17 protein-coding genes and 1 tRNA gene are annotated in these 15,331 nt (G+C 57.8%); 11 read left to right on the top strand and 7 right to left on the bottom strand.

Annotated elements, in window-relative coordinates; translation table 11 throughout:
* Window positions 1-35: 35 nt before the first annotated feature.
* The gene (locus tag FGF66_RS06885) at window positions 36-551 is read right to left on the bottom strand and encodes a rhodanese-like domain-containing protein (RefSeq protein ID WP_139456934.1); all 516 of its coding nucleotides are present in this window, start codon (window positions 549-551) and stop codon (window positions 36-38) included.
* Window positions 552-748: 197 nt separating this feature from the next.
* Here FGF66_RS06885 and FGF66_RS06880 point away from each other — a divergent pair, with 197 nt between their 5' ends.
* On the top strand, window positions 749-1,114 hold the full coding sequence (locus FGF66_RS06880) for a DUF488 domain-containing protein (protein WP_139456933.1): 366 nt from the start codon (window positions 749-751) through the stop codon (window positions 1,112-1,114).
* A gap of 61 nt (window positions 1,115-1,175) precedes the next feature.
* Here FGF66_RS06880 and menD read toward each other — a convergent pair whose 3' ends face one another.
* From menD to FGF66_RS06865, 3 genes are read right to left on the bottom strand one after another with little or no spacing between them, the layout of a single operon-like run.
* Window positions 1,176-2,930, bottom strand: a complete 1,755-nt coding sequence (menD, locus tag FGF66_RS06875) for a 2-succinyl-5-enolpyruvyl-6-hydroxy-3-cyclohexene-1-carboxylic-acid synthase (RefSeq protein WP_139456932.1) — start codon at window positions 2,928-2,930, stop codon at window positions 1,176-1,178.
* A 7-nt stretch (window positions 2,931-2,937) separates the two neighbouring features.
* Window positions 2,938-4,317 (bottom strand): isochorismate synthase, encoded by a 1,380-nt coding sequence (locus tag FGF66_RS06870; protein WP_246046611.1) that lies wholly within the window; start codon window positions 4,315-4,317, stop codon window positions 2,938-2,940.
* A 40-nt stretch (window positions 4,318-4,357) separates the two neighbouring features.
* A complete protein-coding gene (locus FGF66_RS06865; RefSeq protein WP_246046610.1) occupies window positions 4,358-4,972 on the bottom strand; it encodes a tetratricopeptide repeat protein in 615 nt (204 codons plus the stop codon).
* A gap of 159 nt (window positions 4,973-5,131) precedes the next feature.
* Here FGF66_RS06865 and FGF66_RS06860 point away from each other — a divergent pair, with 159 nt between their 5' ends.
* A complete protein-coding gene (locus tag FGF66_RS06860) occupies window positions 5,132-5,338 on the top strand; it encodes a heavy-metal-associated domain-containing protein (protein WP_139456930.1) in 207 nt (68 codons plus the stop codon).
* 71 nt (window positions 5,339-5,409) lie between these two features.
* On the opposite strand, the gene FGF66_RS06855 is transcribed toward FGF66_RS06860, so the two are convergent.
* Window positions 5,410-5,484: transfer RNA gene (locus FGF66_RS06855), tRNA-Asp, on the bottom strand.
* A 218-nt stretch (window positions 5,485-5,702) separates the two neighbouring features.
* Here FGF66_RS06855 and FGF66_RS06850 point away from each other — a divergent pair.
* The 7 genes from FGF66_RS06850 to FGF66_RS06820 all read left to right on the top strand — a co-directional run bounded on the left by FGF66_RS06850 (window position 5,703) and on the right by FGF66_RS06820 (window position 10,312).
* On the top strand, window positions 5,703-7,046 hold the full coding sequence (locus FGF66_RS06850) for a citrate synthase (RefSeq protein WP_139456929.1): 1,344 nt from the start codon (window positions 5,703-5,705) through the stop codon (window positions 7,044-7,046).
* A gap of 54 nt (window positions 7,047-7,100) precedes the next feature.
* The gene (gene gatC / locus FGF66_RS06845) at window positions 7,101-7,388 is read left to right on the top strand and encodes an Asp-tRNA(Asn)/Glu-tRNA(Gln) amidotransferase subunit GatC (RefSeq protein ID WP_139456928.1); all 288 of its coding nucleotides are present in this window, start codon (window positions 7,101-7,103) and stop codon (window positions 7,386-7,388) included.
* Window positions 7,389-7,399: 11 nt separating this feature from the next.
* Window positions 7,400-7,717 (top strand): DUF167 domain-containing protein, encoded by a 318-nt coding sequence (locus FGF66_RS06840; RefSeq protein ID WP_139456927.1) that lies wholly within the window; start codon window positions 7,400-7,402, stop codon window positions 7,715-7,717.
* Window positions 7,714-8,166, top strand: a complete 453-nt coding sequence (gene dtd / locus FGF66_RS06835; RefSeq protein ID WP_139456926.1) for a D-aminoacyl-tRNA deacylase — start codon at window positions 7,714-7,716, stop codon at window positions 8,164-8,166. Before FGF66_RS06840 ends, dtd begins: the two co-directional genes overlap by 4 nt.
* Complete coding sequence (kdsB, locus tag FGF66_RS06830; RefSeq protein ID WP_139456925.1) at window positions 8,163-8,909, top strand: 3-deoxy-manno-octulosonate cytidylyltransferase; 747 nt, start codon at window positions 8,163-8,165, stop codon at window positions 8,907-8,909. Before dtd ends, kdsB begins: the two co-directional genes overlap by 4 nt.
* A 123-nt stretch (window positions 8,910-9,032) precedes the next feature.
* Window positions 9,033-9,527 (top strand): hypothetical protein, encoded by a 495-nt coding sequence (locus tag FGF66_RS06825; protein WP_139456924.1) that lies wholly within the window; start codon window positions 9,033-9,035, stop codon window positions 9,525-9,527.
* The gene (locus FGF66_RS06820; RefSeq protein WP_139456923.1) at window positions 9,527-10,312 is read left to right on the top strand and encodes a DUF1828 domain-containing protein; all 786 of its coding nucleotides are present in this window, start codon (window positions 9,527-9,529) and stop codon (window positions 10,310-10,312) included. The genes FGF66_RS06825 and FGF66_RS06820 overlap by 1 nt, the downstream gene beginning before the upstream one ends.
* A 72-nt stretch (window positions 10,313-10,384) precedes the next feature.
* On the opposite strand, the gene xseA is transcribed toward FGF66_RS06820, so the two are convergent.
* On the bottom strand, window positions 10,385-11,581 hold the full coding sequence (xseA, locus tag FGF66_RS06815) for an exodeoxyribonuclease VII large subunit (RefSeq protein WP_139456922.1): 1,197 nt from the start codon (window positions 11,579-11,581) through the stop codon (window positions 10,385-10,387).
* Window positions 11,582-11,720: 139 nt separating this feature from the next.
* On the opposite strand from xseA, the gene FGF66_RS06810 reads away from it, so the two are divergent.
* Window positions 11,721-12,749 (top strand): SPOR domain-containing protein, encoded by a 1,029-nt coding sequence (locus FGF66_RS06810; RefSeq protein ID WP_170181258.1) that lies wholly within the window; start codon window positions 11,721-11,723, stop codon window positions 12,747-12,749.
* The gene (bchY, locus tag FGF66_RS06805; RefSeq protein ID WP_170181257.1) at window positions 12,730-13,977 is read left to right on the top strand and encodes a chlorophyllide a reductase subunit Y; all 1,248 of its coding nucleotides are present in this window, start codon (window positions 12,730-12,732) and stop codon (window positions 13,975-13,977) included. Before FGF66_RS06810 ends, bchY begins: the two co-directional genes overlap by 20 nt.
* A gap of 209 nt (window positions 13,978-14,186) precedes the next feature.
* On the opposite strand, the gene FGF66_RS06800 is transcribed toward bchY, so the two are convergent.
* A partial coding sequence (locus tag FGF66_RS06800) for a protein kinase domain-containing protein (RefSeq protein WP_139456920.1) occupies window positions 14,187-15,331 on the bottom strand: 1,145 nt, incomplete at its 5' end.

Here is a 15,331-nt window from a genome sequence, read left to right as displayed (position 1 = left end):
TCGAGCTTGTAGCCCCAGGGTAGATTGGCGTTTTTTCAGCCGTTGACGGAGCGGCGTCCCTCCTTGCTCATGTCGCCTTCGAAACCATCATACACCGAATAGACGTTGGTATAACCGGCATTGGTGAGCAGGTTTGCGGCGGCGGCGCTACGGTCGCCCGAGCGGCACATCAGAATGACCGGGTCGCTTTTCTTCAAACCATGCGTGGCCATCGCATCGGCGATTTTCGTGGCGAAGGCTGAGTTCGGGTTCATCTGGAAGCGGTTTTTCTTGCGGTCCCAGCTCGAGTAGTCATCGAGCATGTAGGGAATGTTCAGGTTGACCGGGTCGGCGATGCCCACAAACCGGGTTTCGGCAGGCGTCCTGACATCGACGAAAAGCACTTTTTTGGGATTTGCCACCACCATTTCATACGTCTCTTTTGCGGAAAGGTATTTGCCAGCGATGGTTCGCTTTCCTGCCGGAAGCTGTGATGGATCGAATGATGCGGCGTGAAGCAGGCTTGTCGAAATGAAAAAGAGCGTGACGAGCAGGGAGACGATTTTTTTCATAAGGGTATGCTGGTTTGAAAGTTGTGACGTCAGTGGATAGTTCGGCGTTAAACTCGATGTGCCTTGAAGGGAAACAGGGTAAGCAGATCGTGTTTTTGGGAATGCCGTAGAACCATGCGATTATATGATAAACTAAAGCGTTTTTTGCAAGTATAAAGTGATATATAATTTTTGAAAAAACAGAGGAGTTCAATTGCGTGAGAGACATCAGGATAAAGCGGGTGTATGAGCCTGCGTTACCGGAAGACGGGTGTCGCGTGCTTGTTGACCGTCTCTGGCCGCGGGGGTTGAGCCGGGAGCGGGTTCAAGCCTCGATGTGGCTGAAAGAGGTCGCTCCGGGCGCCACGCTGCGGAAATGGTTCGGGCATGATCCGGCAAGGTTCGATGAGTTCCGGCGGCGCTATCTCGAAGAGCTTGCGGGAAAGCCGGAGGTTGTGGCGGGTTTGGTCGAGCTGGCGCGCAAGGAGCGGGTGACGCTGCTGTACGCGGCTCGTGACACCGAGTGCAACCATGCCGTTGTCTTGAGGGACTATCTGCTGTCGAGGGATACGCCGGGCCAGTGACCTGCAGGGCGGTCTCTCGTGGCCGCCTTTATCCGATTATGCGATACGTTGCTTGCAGAAGTCAGGCATTGCCGAAGCCGTCGGCGATCTCGAAAATCGGGTCGAGTTTTGCCTTGATTGCGCGATGCAGGAGGAAGTTTTGCTGCCGGTCGCTTTTGACTTCGATGACGAGGCTTTCTTTCCGTTCGAGCGCTTCGGCGTAGAGTTTCGTGAAGTCGCGGTTCGTTGCCGGGCAGGCGTAGCCGAGGCCGAAGGTGCGGGCGGCGGATTCGACGCTGAAGTTTTGCGGCGTGGCGAAGCACTCGTCGAGCCGGTCGGTTTGCGAGGCGATGGGCAGGAACGAGAAGATGCCGCCGCCGTGGTTGTTCAGCACGATGACGATGAGCGGATTCCACGGTTGGCCGAGCAGTGAAAGAGCGTTCAGGTCGTGCAGGAACGAGATGTCGCCGATGAGCAGCGTCGCGGGTTTGCCGAGGCCCGCTGAGAATCCGGCGGCGGTCGAGATGATGCCGTCGATGCCGCTGACGCCGCGATTGAGCGCCACCGGCAACGGCTTGTGCGCCACCGGCGCGGCGTACAGATCCATGTCACGCGCGGGCATACTGTTCGAGACGAAGAGTGCGTGCTCGCCGCCGGTGAGCGCCGAAACGATGCGAGGCGCGGAGATTTCGTTGACCGGCTCATCCGGCGAGCAGGCCACTGCGTCAATCGCGCTGGCAACGTCCGAAAAGAGATCGGCGCAACCGTTCGTCTCCGCAGGTTTGCGGCATCCGGCGAGCGCCGAAGCGACCGAGGCGGGCGCGGCTTCGATGCTCAGCGTGACGTTGTGGTCGGGGCCGAAGCGGCCGGGATGTTCACGCACGACGACGTAGTGCAGCGGCGGATGTTTGCGGATAGCGAGCGCCGGTTGCTTGCCGATGAGCGGGCCACCGAAATGGAGCACCGCGTCGGGCCGGAATTTATCCGTAAAGGCTTCGTTCTGGAAGGCGAGCTGCCACGGCGCGCAGTTCGCCGAGAGCCGGACGCCGGAGGTGAGATCGGCCAGGAGCGGCACGCCGAGCGATTCGGCGAGCGTCGCCACGGCCTCGGCGTCCGCGAGGCTGCCGAGATTCCCGGCGACCAGCAGCGGACGCTCGGCTTGCGCCAGAAGCTCCCGTAAAGTCACGATGCTCTCCGCCGCCGGTTCGTGCAGCGGTAGCGAGAACCTGTTCCACGGCTCGCCGGAGGCTCGCCACGCTTCGAGCGGCGCGGCCCACGGATGGGCAAAGTCGGGCGCTTCGGGTTCGAGCGGTTCGCGGAAGGGCAGGTTCAGATGCACCGGCCCAGCGGGCGAGCCGAGGCTTTTGCGGACGGCTTGGTCCACCGTCGAGAGCAGCGAGGCGAGCGGCGTCGCCATGCCGGGTTCGGGCAACTCGAAGCTCCAGCGGGTGTAGCCGCCGAAAATATCCTGCTGGCGGATAGTCTGGTTCGCGCCGCATTCGAGCAGCTCGAAGGGGCGGTCAGCCGAGAGCACGAGCATCGGCTGCGAGTCCGCCGAGGCTTCGACGACGGCGGGGAAGTAGTTGGCCACGGCGGTGCCGGAGGTGCAGACGAGCACGGCGGGCAATCCGGTCGCCTTTGCGTAGCCGAGCGCGTAAAATGCCGCCGAACGCTCGTCAGGGAACATACGGAATCGCGCCTTCTGGTTCGAGGCCACGGCGAGGGTCAGCGGCGTCGAGCGCGAGCCGGGGGAGATACAGAAAAATCCGGCGCCCTGCCGGATCAGTTCTTCGACGATGACCGCGCACCAGAGCGTGGTGATCTGCTTGTGGTTCATGGGTGCTTCATGAGGTCTGCTGCGTTATGGCCATAATGTCCCCGATCTTCTGATCGACCTCCTCCCACTCCGATTCCGGATTCGATCCCCGAACCAGCCCTGCGCCGGAATAGAGATAGACCTTGTCGTCATTGACGAGCGCCGAGCGGATGCCGACCGCGAACTCTGCGGCGTCGCGGCTGAGCCAGCCCACCGGCGCGGCGTACCAGCCACGGCAGAACGGCTCGATCGACAGAATCAGCGACATCGCCTTTTCCCTCGGTACGCCTCCGACCGCCGGAGTCGGATGGAGCTGGCGCAGCACGGTGCTGTCGTTGCTGAACTCGGGAAGAAGCCTGGCCTTGCATCTGGCCAGGAGATGGGCGAGGCGGTTGAGCTGGAGCACGCCCACCTGCTCTTGCATGTCGATGTCGCTGCACACCGGCTGCAACTCGCGGTAAATCGTGTCCTTGACGAAGCGATGCTCCCGGATGTCCTTTTCGGAGTTGAGCAGCAACTCGGAAGCGGCGCTGTCGTCCGCCTTGAGCGCCTCCTTGGTGACGGTGCCCGCGAGCGCTTCGGTTTCGAGCATGTCGCCATCGCGGCGGTAGAGCCGCTCGGGCGTGAAGCTGACAAAGGCGTGGCCCTCGGCCGGCTCGAAGTAGAAACGGTAAGCGGTGTTCTCCGGAAAAGGATAGTCGAGCAAAAAGCGGATTGCCGGAACCTTGCCCGCGAAGGAGAGTTCGGTCTGGCGGGCGAGGATCACCTTGTCGAGTTTGCCCTCGTCGAAATTTCTCAGGATGGTCTCGCAGTTTTCGATCCATCGAGTCTTGTCGGGGCAGTAGGCGACCTGCGTCACTTCCGGAATCGCGGGAGCCTCTGGCGCGTCACCGGCGGATACCTCCGACAGGGTCAGCAAGAGTTGTTCGAGCGCTTTCTGACGGTCGTCGCCGGGCTTCAGCCACATCGAGCAGCTCATCGATGCCTGGCCGTCGCGGTACTCGACGCTGACGAGCGGCAGGATGAACAGTCCGGGGCTGAAAGCCTTCCAGAGATCATTCTGTTTCTGAAGATTGTTGAAGCAGAACCCGCCGATGTATCGGGCGTGCGGATTTTTCCGCTGCATCGCCTCGTCGAGCACCAGAAAGCTGCGATCGTTGGGGCCGGTTTCGGAAATCTCGATGCGATCAGCCTCTCCAATACCGGCAATCCATTCGCTCTTCTCGCGGTTCATCCAGAAGAGCCTCGGGAAGAGCCTCTGCGCCGACAGCCACCGCGTGGCGTCAACCTCGCCGAGCGGCGCGGTGAAGCGCTCCAGCACCGGCTGCCCGCTAACGGCAGGTGAGCCGTCTCGTTGCCGCATCGCGGCTTTTACCGATTCTTCGAGGAGTTGAAGCGCCTTTTGCATCATAAAGAAACTGTCGTCCGCCGGCACGGGATTACGAGGTTCATTTTCCGGCCTTGTCAGGCACATCGTTCTGCAGGTGCCTCTCAAGGGAGACGGCAAGATAATTGTTTTTATTCTGAAGCCATTTATGGATTTTTCGGGCTTCGTCGATTTTTCCAATCTTGATGTAACAGACCGCCATCGAGTAGTACGCCTCCTGGAAGGAGTAGCTGTTGTCGATCGCTTTCTGGTATGAAGCAATCGCGTTGTCATAGCGATTGAGCTGGAAATAGACGTTGCCGAGGTCGAACTGGCGGAGCGAGTCGTCCGGCGCGATCTCGACCCGCTTCTGCATCCAGGGCAGCGCCGAGTTGAATTCCTTTTTGTCGAAATAGGCAGCGCCGATCGCCGAGTATGCCTCGTCGAGACCGGGTTCCAGGCCGATGGCGCGGCGGTACGCCTGGATGGCGTCGTCGTAGCGCTGCTGGCGGGCGTACTCCTTGCCGAGGTTCAGGTAGCCTCGCGCATCTTCCGGATGTTGCCAGACCTCCTGCTGCAACTCCTCGATGCGGGCCTCCTTGTTATTGCAGGCGGAGAGTCCGGCAAGGCAAAGCAGAATGAGGAGCGGGCGCAAGAGGGCCGCGACGCGGCGGTATGTTTTCGGGCTTCGTGTCATAGGCTTCAATATAGCGACTGGTTTATTTTTCTGCTAACTCCCTCATTCCATTGCGGTTTTCGCCGGGCAGGGCGAAGCATGATGTTGGCGGAGGCCGATTTTTTCCACACTTTTCCGAAAGCGCCCGGCGTTTTGATTCAACAATAAAACAACAGAGTCATGAAAACGGAAATACATGTCAGCGGAATGCGCTGTTCCGGCTGCGAAATGCTGGTCAGCGAAGCGCTCGAAGAGATGGAGGGGGTACAAAAAGCCAGCGCCTCCCATCAGAAGGGCGTGGTCGAAGTCGAGTACGACGAGTCGAAGGCCGATCTCGAATCGATCAAAAAGGTGATCGAGGGGCAGGGATTCAGGGTAACTGCGTGAAGGCCGAGTGGCGCAATTCCTGAAATAAAAAAAGCCTCTGGTTTTCCAGAGGCTTTTCGGGGAAAACGGTGCGGAGCTGACGGGGCTCGAACCCGCGACCTCCTACGTGACAGGCAGGCGCTCTAACCAGACTGAGCTACAGCTCCGTTCCTTTTGGGTGGACAAATGTAGAAAACGGGATCGTTGTTTCCAAAAAAAATTTCTTTTTTGTCGCGAATTGCCATCACACATGAGCCGGAAGGGCAGAACCGCGTGACGGGAACAAGGATAATGCCGGGAGTTTTTTAAATTTACAGCCGTAGTGACGGCAAGCCTTGCTTCCGGAGGCGTTCTTATTTCTGTAAACGCAAAATGTCACACGCTCATGAGCGATTCAGACCACCGCAATTCGCTGACGATCATCGATAACCGTACCGGCAAATCGTACGAACTTCCGATTGAAAACGGCACCATCCGCAGCATGGATCTTCGCAAGATCAAGGAGTCGGAGGATGATTTCGGCCTTCTCGGCTACGACCCCGCGTTTCTGAACACCTGCTCCTGCAAGAGCACGATCACCTTCATCGATGGTGACAAGGGCATCCTGCGCTATCGCGGCTATCCGATTGAGCAGCTCGCCGAAAAAAGCTCGTTCCTCGAAACGGCTTACCTGCTCATCAAGGGCGAGCTTCCGGACAAGGAGCGTCTCGCCGTCTGGACCTACAACATCCGCCACCACACCATGACCCACGCCAACCTGACCAAGTTCATGGATGGCTTCCGCTACGACGCCCACCCGATGGGCATTCTCGTTGGCACGGTGGGCGCGCTTTCGACCTTCTATCCCGACGCCAAAAATGTCGGCCAGGAGGAGTCGCGCAAGCTTCAGGTGCGGCGGCTGATCGGCAAGATGCCGACGCTCGCGGCGATGAGCTTCCGGCACAGCCTCGGTTTTCCGTACGTGCTGCCCGACAACGACCTGAGCTACGCGGGCAACTTCCTTTCCATGATGTTCCGCATGACGGAGCGGAGCTACAAGCCCAATCCGGTGCTGGAACATGCGCTCGACGTACTTTTCATTCTCCATGCCGACCACGAGCAGAACTGCTCGACCAACGCCGTTCGCTCGGTGAGCAGCTCGATGGTCGATCCCTACTCGGCGATCGCCGCCGGTTGCGCCGCGCTCTACGGCCCGCTGCACGGTGGCGCCAACGAAGCGGTGATCCACATGCTCAAGCAGATCGGCTCCGTCGATAAAATCCCGGAGTTCATCCGGTCGGTCAAGAGCGGCGAGGGACGGCTCATGGGCTTCGGCCACCGCGTCTATAAAAATTACGATCCGAGGGCGCGAATCATCAAGAAGATCGCCTTCGACGTTTTCGAGGAGACCGGACGGAACCCGTTGCTCGACATTGCCATCGAGCTGGAACGGATCGCGCTGGAGGACGATTACTTCATCGGTCGCAAACTCTACCCGAACGTCGATTTCTACTCCGGCCTCATCTACCAGGCGATGGGCTTTCCGACCGAGATGTTCCCGGTGCTATTCGCTATCGGGCGTGTTCCGGGATGGCTTGCCCAGTGGATCGAGCACGTCAAGGATCCGGAGCAGAAGATCGCCCGCCCGCGCCAGATCTATCTTGGCGAGGAGTGCCGCCACTACGTGCCGCTCGACGACCGTCCGAGAAGAGGGGATGACGAGCAGAAATTCGGCATCTGCCGACTCTGAGCCGGACTTGCCGTCCAGAAAACAGTATTTAGTTTAATTCATTGGATTTACGATATGTCAGTCACGAAAGAAAACGTCGCCTACATCGCCGAGCTTGCCCGCCTGAAGTTCACCGACGCCGAGCAAGAGAAGATGACCAGCGAGCTGAACATGATTCTTCACTACATCGAAAAGCTCAACGAGGTCGATACCGAGGGGGTCGAGCCGCTGAGCACCATTCACGACCAGATCAACGTGCTTCGCGCGGACGTCGAGCATACGCCGCTCTCGAACGAGGAGGCGCTGAGAAACGCGCCCGACAAGCAGGATCGCTTCTTCAAGGTGCCGAAGGTGATCGGCTGAACCAGTCTGCGATGCCTCCGATCAGCCAGAAGGGCGACGCCGTTTGCCTCTCCGTGCGTGTGCAGCCCCGCTCATCGAAAAGCGGGGTTGCGGGCATGTACGGCGAGCAGATCAAAATCTGCCTCAAATCCGCGCCGGTCGATAACGCGGCCAACAAGGAGTGCTGTGAGCTGCTCGCCAAAGCGCTCGGTGTGCCGCGCTCCAGCGTGTCGGTGATGAACGGCGCAAGCTCCCGCAGCAAGGTGCTGAAGGTCGAAGGCGTCACGCCGTCGGTTGTCCGCGAAGCGCTCGCGTCCGTGCTCGGCGATGAAGCGGAGGCAAGCTCGTGAGAACGGTGGTGCAACGGGTGCGCGAGGCCGCCGTCTCCATCGGCGGCGCGACGCACAGCGCCATCGGCGCGGGGTTGCTCGTGCTTGCCGGAATCTCGCGTGAAGACACGGCGGACGACCTCGCCTGGATGAGCCGAAAAATTCCGAACCTGCGCATTTTCGAGGACGAGGAGGGGAAGATGAACCGCTCGCTTCGGGACATTGGCGGCGAGCTGCTTGTCGTCTCGCAATTCGCGCTCTACGCCGACGCCAGTCGCGGCAACCGCCCCGGCTTTTCCGAATCCGCGCCGCCGGAGATCGCCCAGCCGCTCTTCGAGCGCTTCGTCGAATCGATCAGCCGCGAGGCGGCGTGCCCTGTCCAGGCCGGCGTGTTCGGCGCGGACATGCAGGTCTCGCTCATCAACGACGGCCCGGTCACCATCATTCTCGAATCACCGAAAAAATCATGAACGCCGTCATCGTCATACCTGCCCGTCTCAGCTCCAGCCGCCTGAAAGAGAAGATGCTTGCCGATCTCGAAGGTGAGCCACTGATTGTGCGCACCTGGCAGCAGGCGATGAAGTCGCGTCTGGCGAGCCGCGTGGTGGTGGCGACCGACAACGAGCGCATCTTCGCGGTGCTTCGTGAGGCCGGGGCGGAGGTGGTGATGACCTCGCCCGACCTGACTTGCGGTACCGACCGCATCGCCCAGGCCGCCGGGCAGGTTGGCGGCGACGTGTTCGTCAACCTCCAGGGCGACGAACCGCTCATCGATCCCGCGACGATAGACCTCGCCATCGCGCCCTTTTTCGAGGAGGGCACGCTGCCCGACTGCACCACGCTGGTCTTCCCGCTGAAGCCGGACGAACGGCACATCATCGACGACCCGCACGTGGTCAAGGCGGTGCTCGACACCCGCGGCAACGCGCTCTACTTCTCGCGCTGCCCGATTCCCTTCCGCCGCGAAACGCTGCCCGACACGCGCTACTACCGCCACATCGGCCTCTACGCCTTCCGCGCCGACGTGCTCAAAGCCTTCGTCGCGCTCCCGCCCTCGATGCTCGAACGCACCGAATCGCTCGAACAACTCCGCCTCCTCGAAAACGGCTACCGCATCCGCTGCATCGAAACGACGACGGATACGCCGGGAGTCAACACCGAGGAGGAACTCGAAGAGGTGCGCAGGTTGTTCAGGGCGAGGTATGGGGGGTGAATAATTGCCGCCAAAGCGCATCTGCTCTCAGACATATTCGACAAAAGGCGTATTTTATCCACATAAGATAGCCTGACGCTGTAGGCCTCACGATACATTCAAAGCCTCCAACCCCTTGCGATTATGGCGTTTGAAAGTCTCACCGATGAGTTCATCGAAGCATTGATCAGTTGCCCGAAAAGAGTTATCAATCCCAAAGCGAGGGATGTTCTGAAGCCGGGTCATAAACAGATCAATTACATTGCTCATGCTCTCGATGAATCCGGGCATGAATTCCAGTTGTTTGTCCGGCAGAATCTGGCCGTTGGAATGGAAGATGATTTCAGTTGCGGACTCCTTTGGGATGCTCCGAATGGCGAAACACTGATTCTTTGCCGGTACAATGGCGCGTCACACATACACAGGAACAAAATCGAAGACAAAACCCTTAATCTTGTTTTCCATATACACAGAGCTACAAAAAAATACATTTCTGCAAACCGGAATCCAGATGGTTTTGCCTGCGAAACCGACCGATACCAGACACTTGACGAGGCACTGATTTGTCTGATAAGTGATTGTAATATCGATGGATTAGGGGTAAACCCAGGGACTAACCAGCTCGATCTTTTCAACTGATGACGATAGATGTCAAAATATTGCAGGAGACGCTCTGCCGGGCCATGTGCGGCACCGTACGGATTCGAGAGAAATCCCCGGAGCTTCTGGCCGTACATACGCCATTTCTCTTTCCGGATGGGGATCTGTATCAGCTCTACATTAAAATTCTTCCCGGCGGCCTCCTCAGGCTCACCGATATGGGGCATACACTGATGCATCTCAGTTATGAGCACGATATCGACAAGTTCAGGGATGGAACCAGAGGCGAGCTGTTTGAAAAGATCAAGACGCACACCTCGGTTGACGAAAAGGACGGAGCGTTGTTCATCGACACCACGCCGGAACGGCTTGCCACTGACATTTTTCATGTTGGCCAGGCTATTACTGAAATCTTCGATCTGACCTTTCTGAAAAGGTCACGGGCGGAATCCACGTTTTACGAAGACCTCCGGGAATCGATTTACAGGATTATCCCATCCGAACAGGTGACGAAGGATTATCTGTACGAAGGGATGGCAAATGCATCGGACTATCCGATCGACTACAAAATCGACGGTAGGGAGGAGCAGATTTTTCTGTTTGGCATCCCCAATCCCGACAAGGCTAAAACGGTCACCATCATCCTCGAACACCTGCTCCGGGCGCAGGTCAAGTTCGACAGCATCCTGGTTTTTGCCGATCAGAAATCCCTGCCTCGAACCGATCTTGCCCGCTTATCCAATGTGGGTAACGACATGATCTCATCGCTTGATGCCGAATCTGACTTCCGCCGCAAACTGGAGAAAAAAGCCCGGCTCAACTAAGCGATCTGTCGCAGTAAAGGGCATCTTTCTGATAGCCGCCAAACGGTTTACCAGCGATCCTCACTCTCCGCTCTACCCCCCAACCCGCGCCTCCCGGCGTCCGTCGTGGAACGTCACGTTGATCTCCGACCCGGCTTCCAGCCCTGCGGCTGAAGTAACGTAGCGGTCGTCCTGCGTTACCAGCGCGAAGCCGCGTTTCAATACTCGCTGCGTGTCGAGCATCGCGAGGCGGTCGGCGGCGGCGGTGAGGTGCTGCTCGCGGTCGCGGAGCTTGTCGGCTATGGCCCGCTTCAGCTCCTTTTCCGTCAGCGCCAGCCGCTCTTCGGCTTGGGCGAGCATCTGCACCGGGCGGTTGAAGGCGTAGCTGTTGGTGATGGAGTCGAGCTGGAGTTGCGTTCCTGAAATCATCCCCTCCATGAGGATCGATTGCCGGTTGAGGAGGCTGTCGATCAGGCGCAACAGCTCCTCGCGGTCGGGCGCGGCTCGTTCGGCGGCGATCGATGGCGTACCCGCGCGGAGGTCGGCCACCATGTCGGCCACCGAGAGGTCGGTTTCGTGGCCGATGGCGCTGATGACGGGGATTTTCGAGCGGTAGATCGCTTCAGCAACCGCTTCGCTGTTGAAGGCTTGCAGGTCTTCCGACGAGCCGCCGCCTCGCGCCACGATGAGCACGTCGGGCTTGTGCGCCGGATTCGGCGGGTCGTTGAAGTAGTCGAGCGCTCGCACGATCGACTCGACGGCCCGATCGCCCTGCACCTGCACCGGGTAAAGCAGCAGCTCCGCCGCCGGAAAGCGCCGCGCGAAGACGTCGCTCATGTCGCGGATCACTGCGCCGGTGGGCGACGTAATCATGCCGATGCGGCGGGGAATGCGCGGGATAGGCTTTTTGCGTTCGGCGTCGAACCAGCCCGCTTTGGCGAGCTTGGCGATGAGCCGTTCGAGGGCGAGGCGCTGTTCGCCTTCGCCGCTTTCGAAGAGCGCCGTGCAGATGAGCTGGTAGCGTCCGGCGGGCGGATAGACCTCCAGCCGCCCCTCGGCGACCACTTCGAGGCCGTCGCGCAGCTCCAGCGGAGAGCGGGCGCGCACACTTTTCCAGATCACCGCCGGAATCTGCGCCTCGCTGTCCTTGAGCGTCAGATAGACGTGGCCGGAGCTGTGCGCCTTGCAGTTCGACACTTCGCCCTTCACTCGCACATAGGGGAAAAGGCTCTCCAGCTCGTTCTTGATGGCGCGGGTCAGTTCGCCAACGCTTTGCGCGGTTTCGATCATAGGGTCACGGTTTTTCGGCAAAATACGGTTTTCCCGACTCACTTCCCGTGCCGCGTCAGCAAGCGCCTTTGATTCCGATATGTTATATTCGAGCTGGAAGTTCAAGGCTTGGTCAACTCTGCATTTCGGGGGAAACGCAATGGCCGCTGATACCGCATCCGATATTCTCGCCCGGCTACTCGGCATTGATTCCGACGAGGCGCAGCGCCGTCTCGACCGCTTTGCCGGAGGCATGACGGCGGAGCTGCTCGACCGCAAGCTGCTTGCCATCGACGGGCTGGGCGGTTTTTCGGTCGTGCATGAACAGGCGGTGAGGCAAGCGACCTCCGCGGGCATACGCTATCAGCCGCCGAAGAACCGCGTGGCGTTCGAGGCGCGGAAGGAGCGGGCGGGCGACGCCGAGCGCATCGCGACCGGTCGGCTCGGGATGGAGGCGAGCGAGGTCAAGCGTTTCGCCAAAGCGCTCGCCGAGACGTTCGAGGCGGTGAAAAAGGGGCCGGGACGGCTTGAGTTGCGAGGTTTCGGCTCGTTCACGCTGGTCTCCGGCGCGTTGCGCTTCCAGCCCGAAGCGTCGCTCGAAGCGCTGCTCAACATCGGTTATGGCGACTTGAAGGAGATCGTCATTCCCGAAAAGCCGCCGGATAAGCAGACGCCGCCGGTTCCGGAGAGGCCGGGAGGATTGAAAAAGGTCGCGCTGTTTGTCGCGGCGGTCTCGATTCTCGCCTGCGGCTGGTTCCTGTACCGGCAGTTTGCGCCGGGGGGATTCGATCTGCCGTCCGCTGGCGGTTCCGCTGAGTCGGTTATCGCGGCGTCCGTGGCGACCGTTGCATCGAGCGTTCCGCCGTCCTCGATCGCGCCGGGAATCGTTCCGTCGTCGCCAGATTCGCTTCAGCTTCGCAAGGGGCGATACACGGTGATCGTCGCGACCTTCAATACCCGAAAGGTTGTCCGGCAAGAGATGGCGCGGCTTTCGGAGATGGGCTACCGGGTCTGGTTCTGGCCGGTAAAATCCGGCAGTGGGCGCTCTTACCGCATCGTCACCGGAGATTTCGGGACGCGGCGCTCGGCGCTCGACAGCATGAAGTCGATGCCGAAAGGGCTGCCGCAACACAGCTATATTCAGCAAGCACAAAAAAATGTCGTTTTGTATGGAGAACAAGGCTTGTAACAAACTGCATCCGCAATCGATGTGCCCCGCCTTCGGCGGCCTGCGCGTCCTCTTGCGCATCGACGGCTCGCAGCTCTGCATGGCCGCCGATCAGGGTTGCCTCTACGGACTCACCTTCGTGTCGCACTTCTATGCCGCCCGCCGCTCGGTCGTTTCGCCGGAGCTGATGAACGTGCAGATTTCGGGCGGCACGATGATCGACGACCTGCGCCGCGCCATCGAAAAGATCGCCGAAGACCCGGCGGTGCGCTTCATTCCGGTGGTGAGCACCTGCGTGGCTGAGACCGCCGGTATCGCCGAGGAGCTGCTGCCGAAGCGGGTCGGCAACGCCGAAGTGCTGCTCGTGCGGCTTCCGGCGTTCCAGATTCGGACGCACCCGGAGGCGAAGGATGTGGCCGTGTCGTCGCTCGTGAAGCGGTTCGGCGCGTTCGGCGAGCCGAAAAAGGGCAAGACGCTCGTGGTGCTTGGCGAAATCTTTCCGGTCGATGCGATGATGATCGGCGGCGTGTTGCAGAAGATCGGCGTCGAGTCGGTCATCACACTGCCCGGCGCTGACCTCGACGACTACGTCCAGGCCGGACGCGCCTCGGCCTGCGCGGTGCTGCATCCCTTCTACGAGCGAACGGCGGCGCTCTTCGAGTCGGCGGGGGTGAAGATTGTGGGCGGCAATCCCATCGGCGCGAACGCCACAGGCCAGTGGATCGAGCGGATCGGCGAGGCGCTCGACCTCGATCCGGCGACGGTGAAGCAGGTGGCCGACGAGGAGCGCCAGAAAGCGCGGCAGGTGATGGCGGGATTCGAGAGCCGGATGCACGGCTCGGTGATCGTCGCGGGCTACGAGGGCAACGAGCTGCCGCTGGTGCGCCTGTTGCTCGAAGCGGGCCTCGACGTGCCCTACGCCTCGACCTCCATCGCCCGCACCCCGCTCGGCGAGGAGGATCACCGCCTGCTCACGATGCTCGGCACGGAGGTGCGCTACCGCAAATATCTCGAAGAGGACATGGAGGCCGTGCTGGAGCACAAGCCCGACCTGGTCATCGGCACCACCTCGCTCGACAGCTTCGCCAAGGAGCACGGCATTCCGGCGATCTACTACACCAACAACATCTCCGCCCGCCCGATCTTCTTCGCCTCCGGTGCGGCGTCGGTGCTTGGCATGATAGCGGGATTGATCGAGAAGCGGGAGATTTACGGAAGGATGAAGGAATATTTCATGCCGACGGAGTGAGGGGGGGAGCTGGTTTAGAAAGAAATGAAAAAACCTCCAGGTTTTTGTATTGTGTGTTTTGGGTCAGACGATATGCCGATGCGTGCAGAATGCGTCGAAGCGTGAATTGAAATGCAAGACTTGAACAACGATAAGGGGAATGTTAGCATATGACGTCTTGGCTGACGTTCGGGGATATGTAATATATGCCTTGTTGTAAGCAGGTTTTATTATAATCTCATTGATATTTCAGGTAGTTTATTTTTTCTTACTTCGCGCTCAAAATTTATAAATTCTTTAATATCAAGATTGCTATTATTGTCTTTTAATTTTTTTATAAACCGTATAACGTTTTCATCATTTTTTGTGTTTAGAATGCAATGGTATCTTGTTCCGATGAAAAAGTAATCTTCTTTTTCTTGTCGTTCTATGAATTCAACTTTGTGATCAGACAATTTAATAATATCTCCATTTATGTCGGCGTAACCATTTTCATATTCTGAATAGGAGATATGATATTCGTCATCAACAATTGCCGTATAAAAAAATCTTTTTTCATTGATGATGAAAGGCTCAGATGGCTCAAAATGAACTAAAATAAAGTCATTAAAAGAACTGTTGTCATAGTGTATCCAGATTTCTTTTATTGAGCATTCTTTATTCCGAAATTTCCAAATAGCCTCACCTTTTTTAGTAAGTGTAAAATCAATGTTTGCTGAGCCATTATGCCACCATAAATGATTACCAAAATTCTTTTCACTGTCTTTAAAAGTCTGAAAAAGTCTATCTATTCTTTTTTTGTCTGATGAGTGGATGATCCCAGAATCATTTCTCGGGAAATTACTCCTTACAATGTTATTGAATTCTTCTATATAGTCAAAAATATCTTTTTCTCTATTCCTTTTGATATAGTCTCTTATCTCGGAAATATTTTGAAAGCGACTTGCTGGGTTCTGCGATAGACATCTGTCTATTATGCTATCATATACTTTTAAATCTTTGAATATAGTTGTTATTCTTTGTCTATTAGTTCCTCTATGAGTTGATCCTGTGGAGTACCACTGCATAATTTGCCCCAAGGCATAAATGTCCATAGTTTCATGTGCGACCATGCCGGATTGTTCTTGTTCTGGAGGTGAAAAGAGTCTGTTCCCAATGCGTTCCTTTTTTTCTGTTTCTGCCCTAATATTGAAAATATCCGGATTGTAACTTGCAATGCCAAAATCAGCCAAGACAAAATCAGCTTTTTCAATAAGAATGTTTTCTGGTTTTAAGTCTCGGTGTATAATTCCATTTAAGGGCATCTCTAAAAAGAGCGATTTGAAATATTCTTCTGACCAGCGACATCGAAACAAGGCGATATTGCCCTGCAAAC

The organism is Chlorobaculum thiosulfatiphilum (genome assembly GCF_006265165.1).
In the GTDB taxonomy this organism is placed as follows: Bacteria; Bacteroidota; Chlorobiia; order Chlorobiales; family Chlorobiaceae; genus Chlorobaculum; species Chlorobaculum thiosulfatiphilum.
This window is presented reverse-complemented; position numbering and strand designations above follow the sequence as displayed.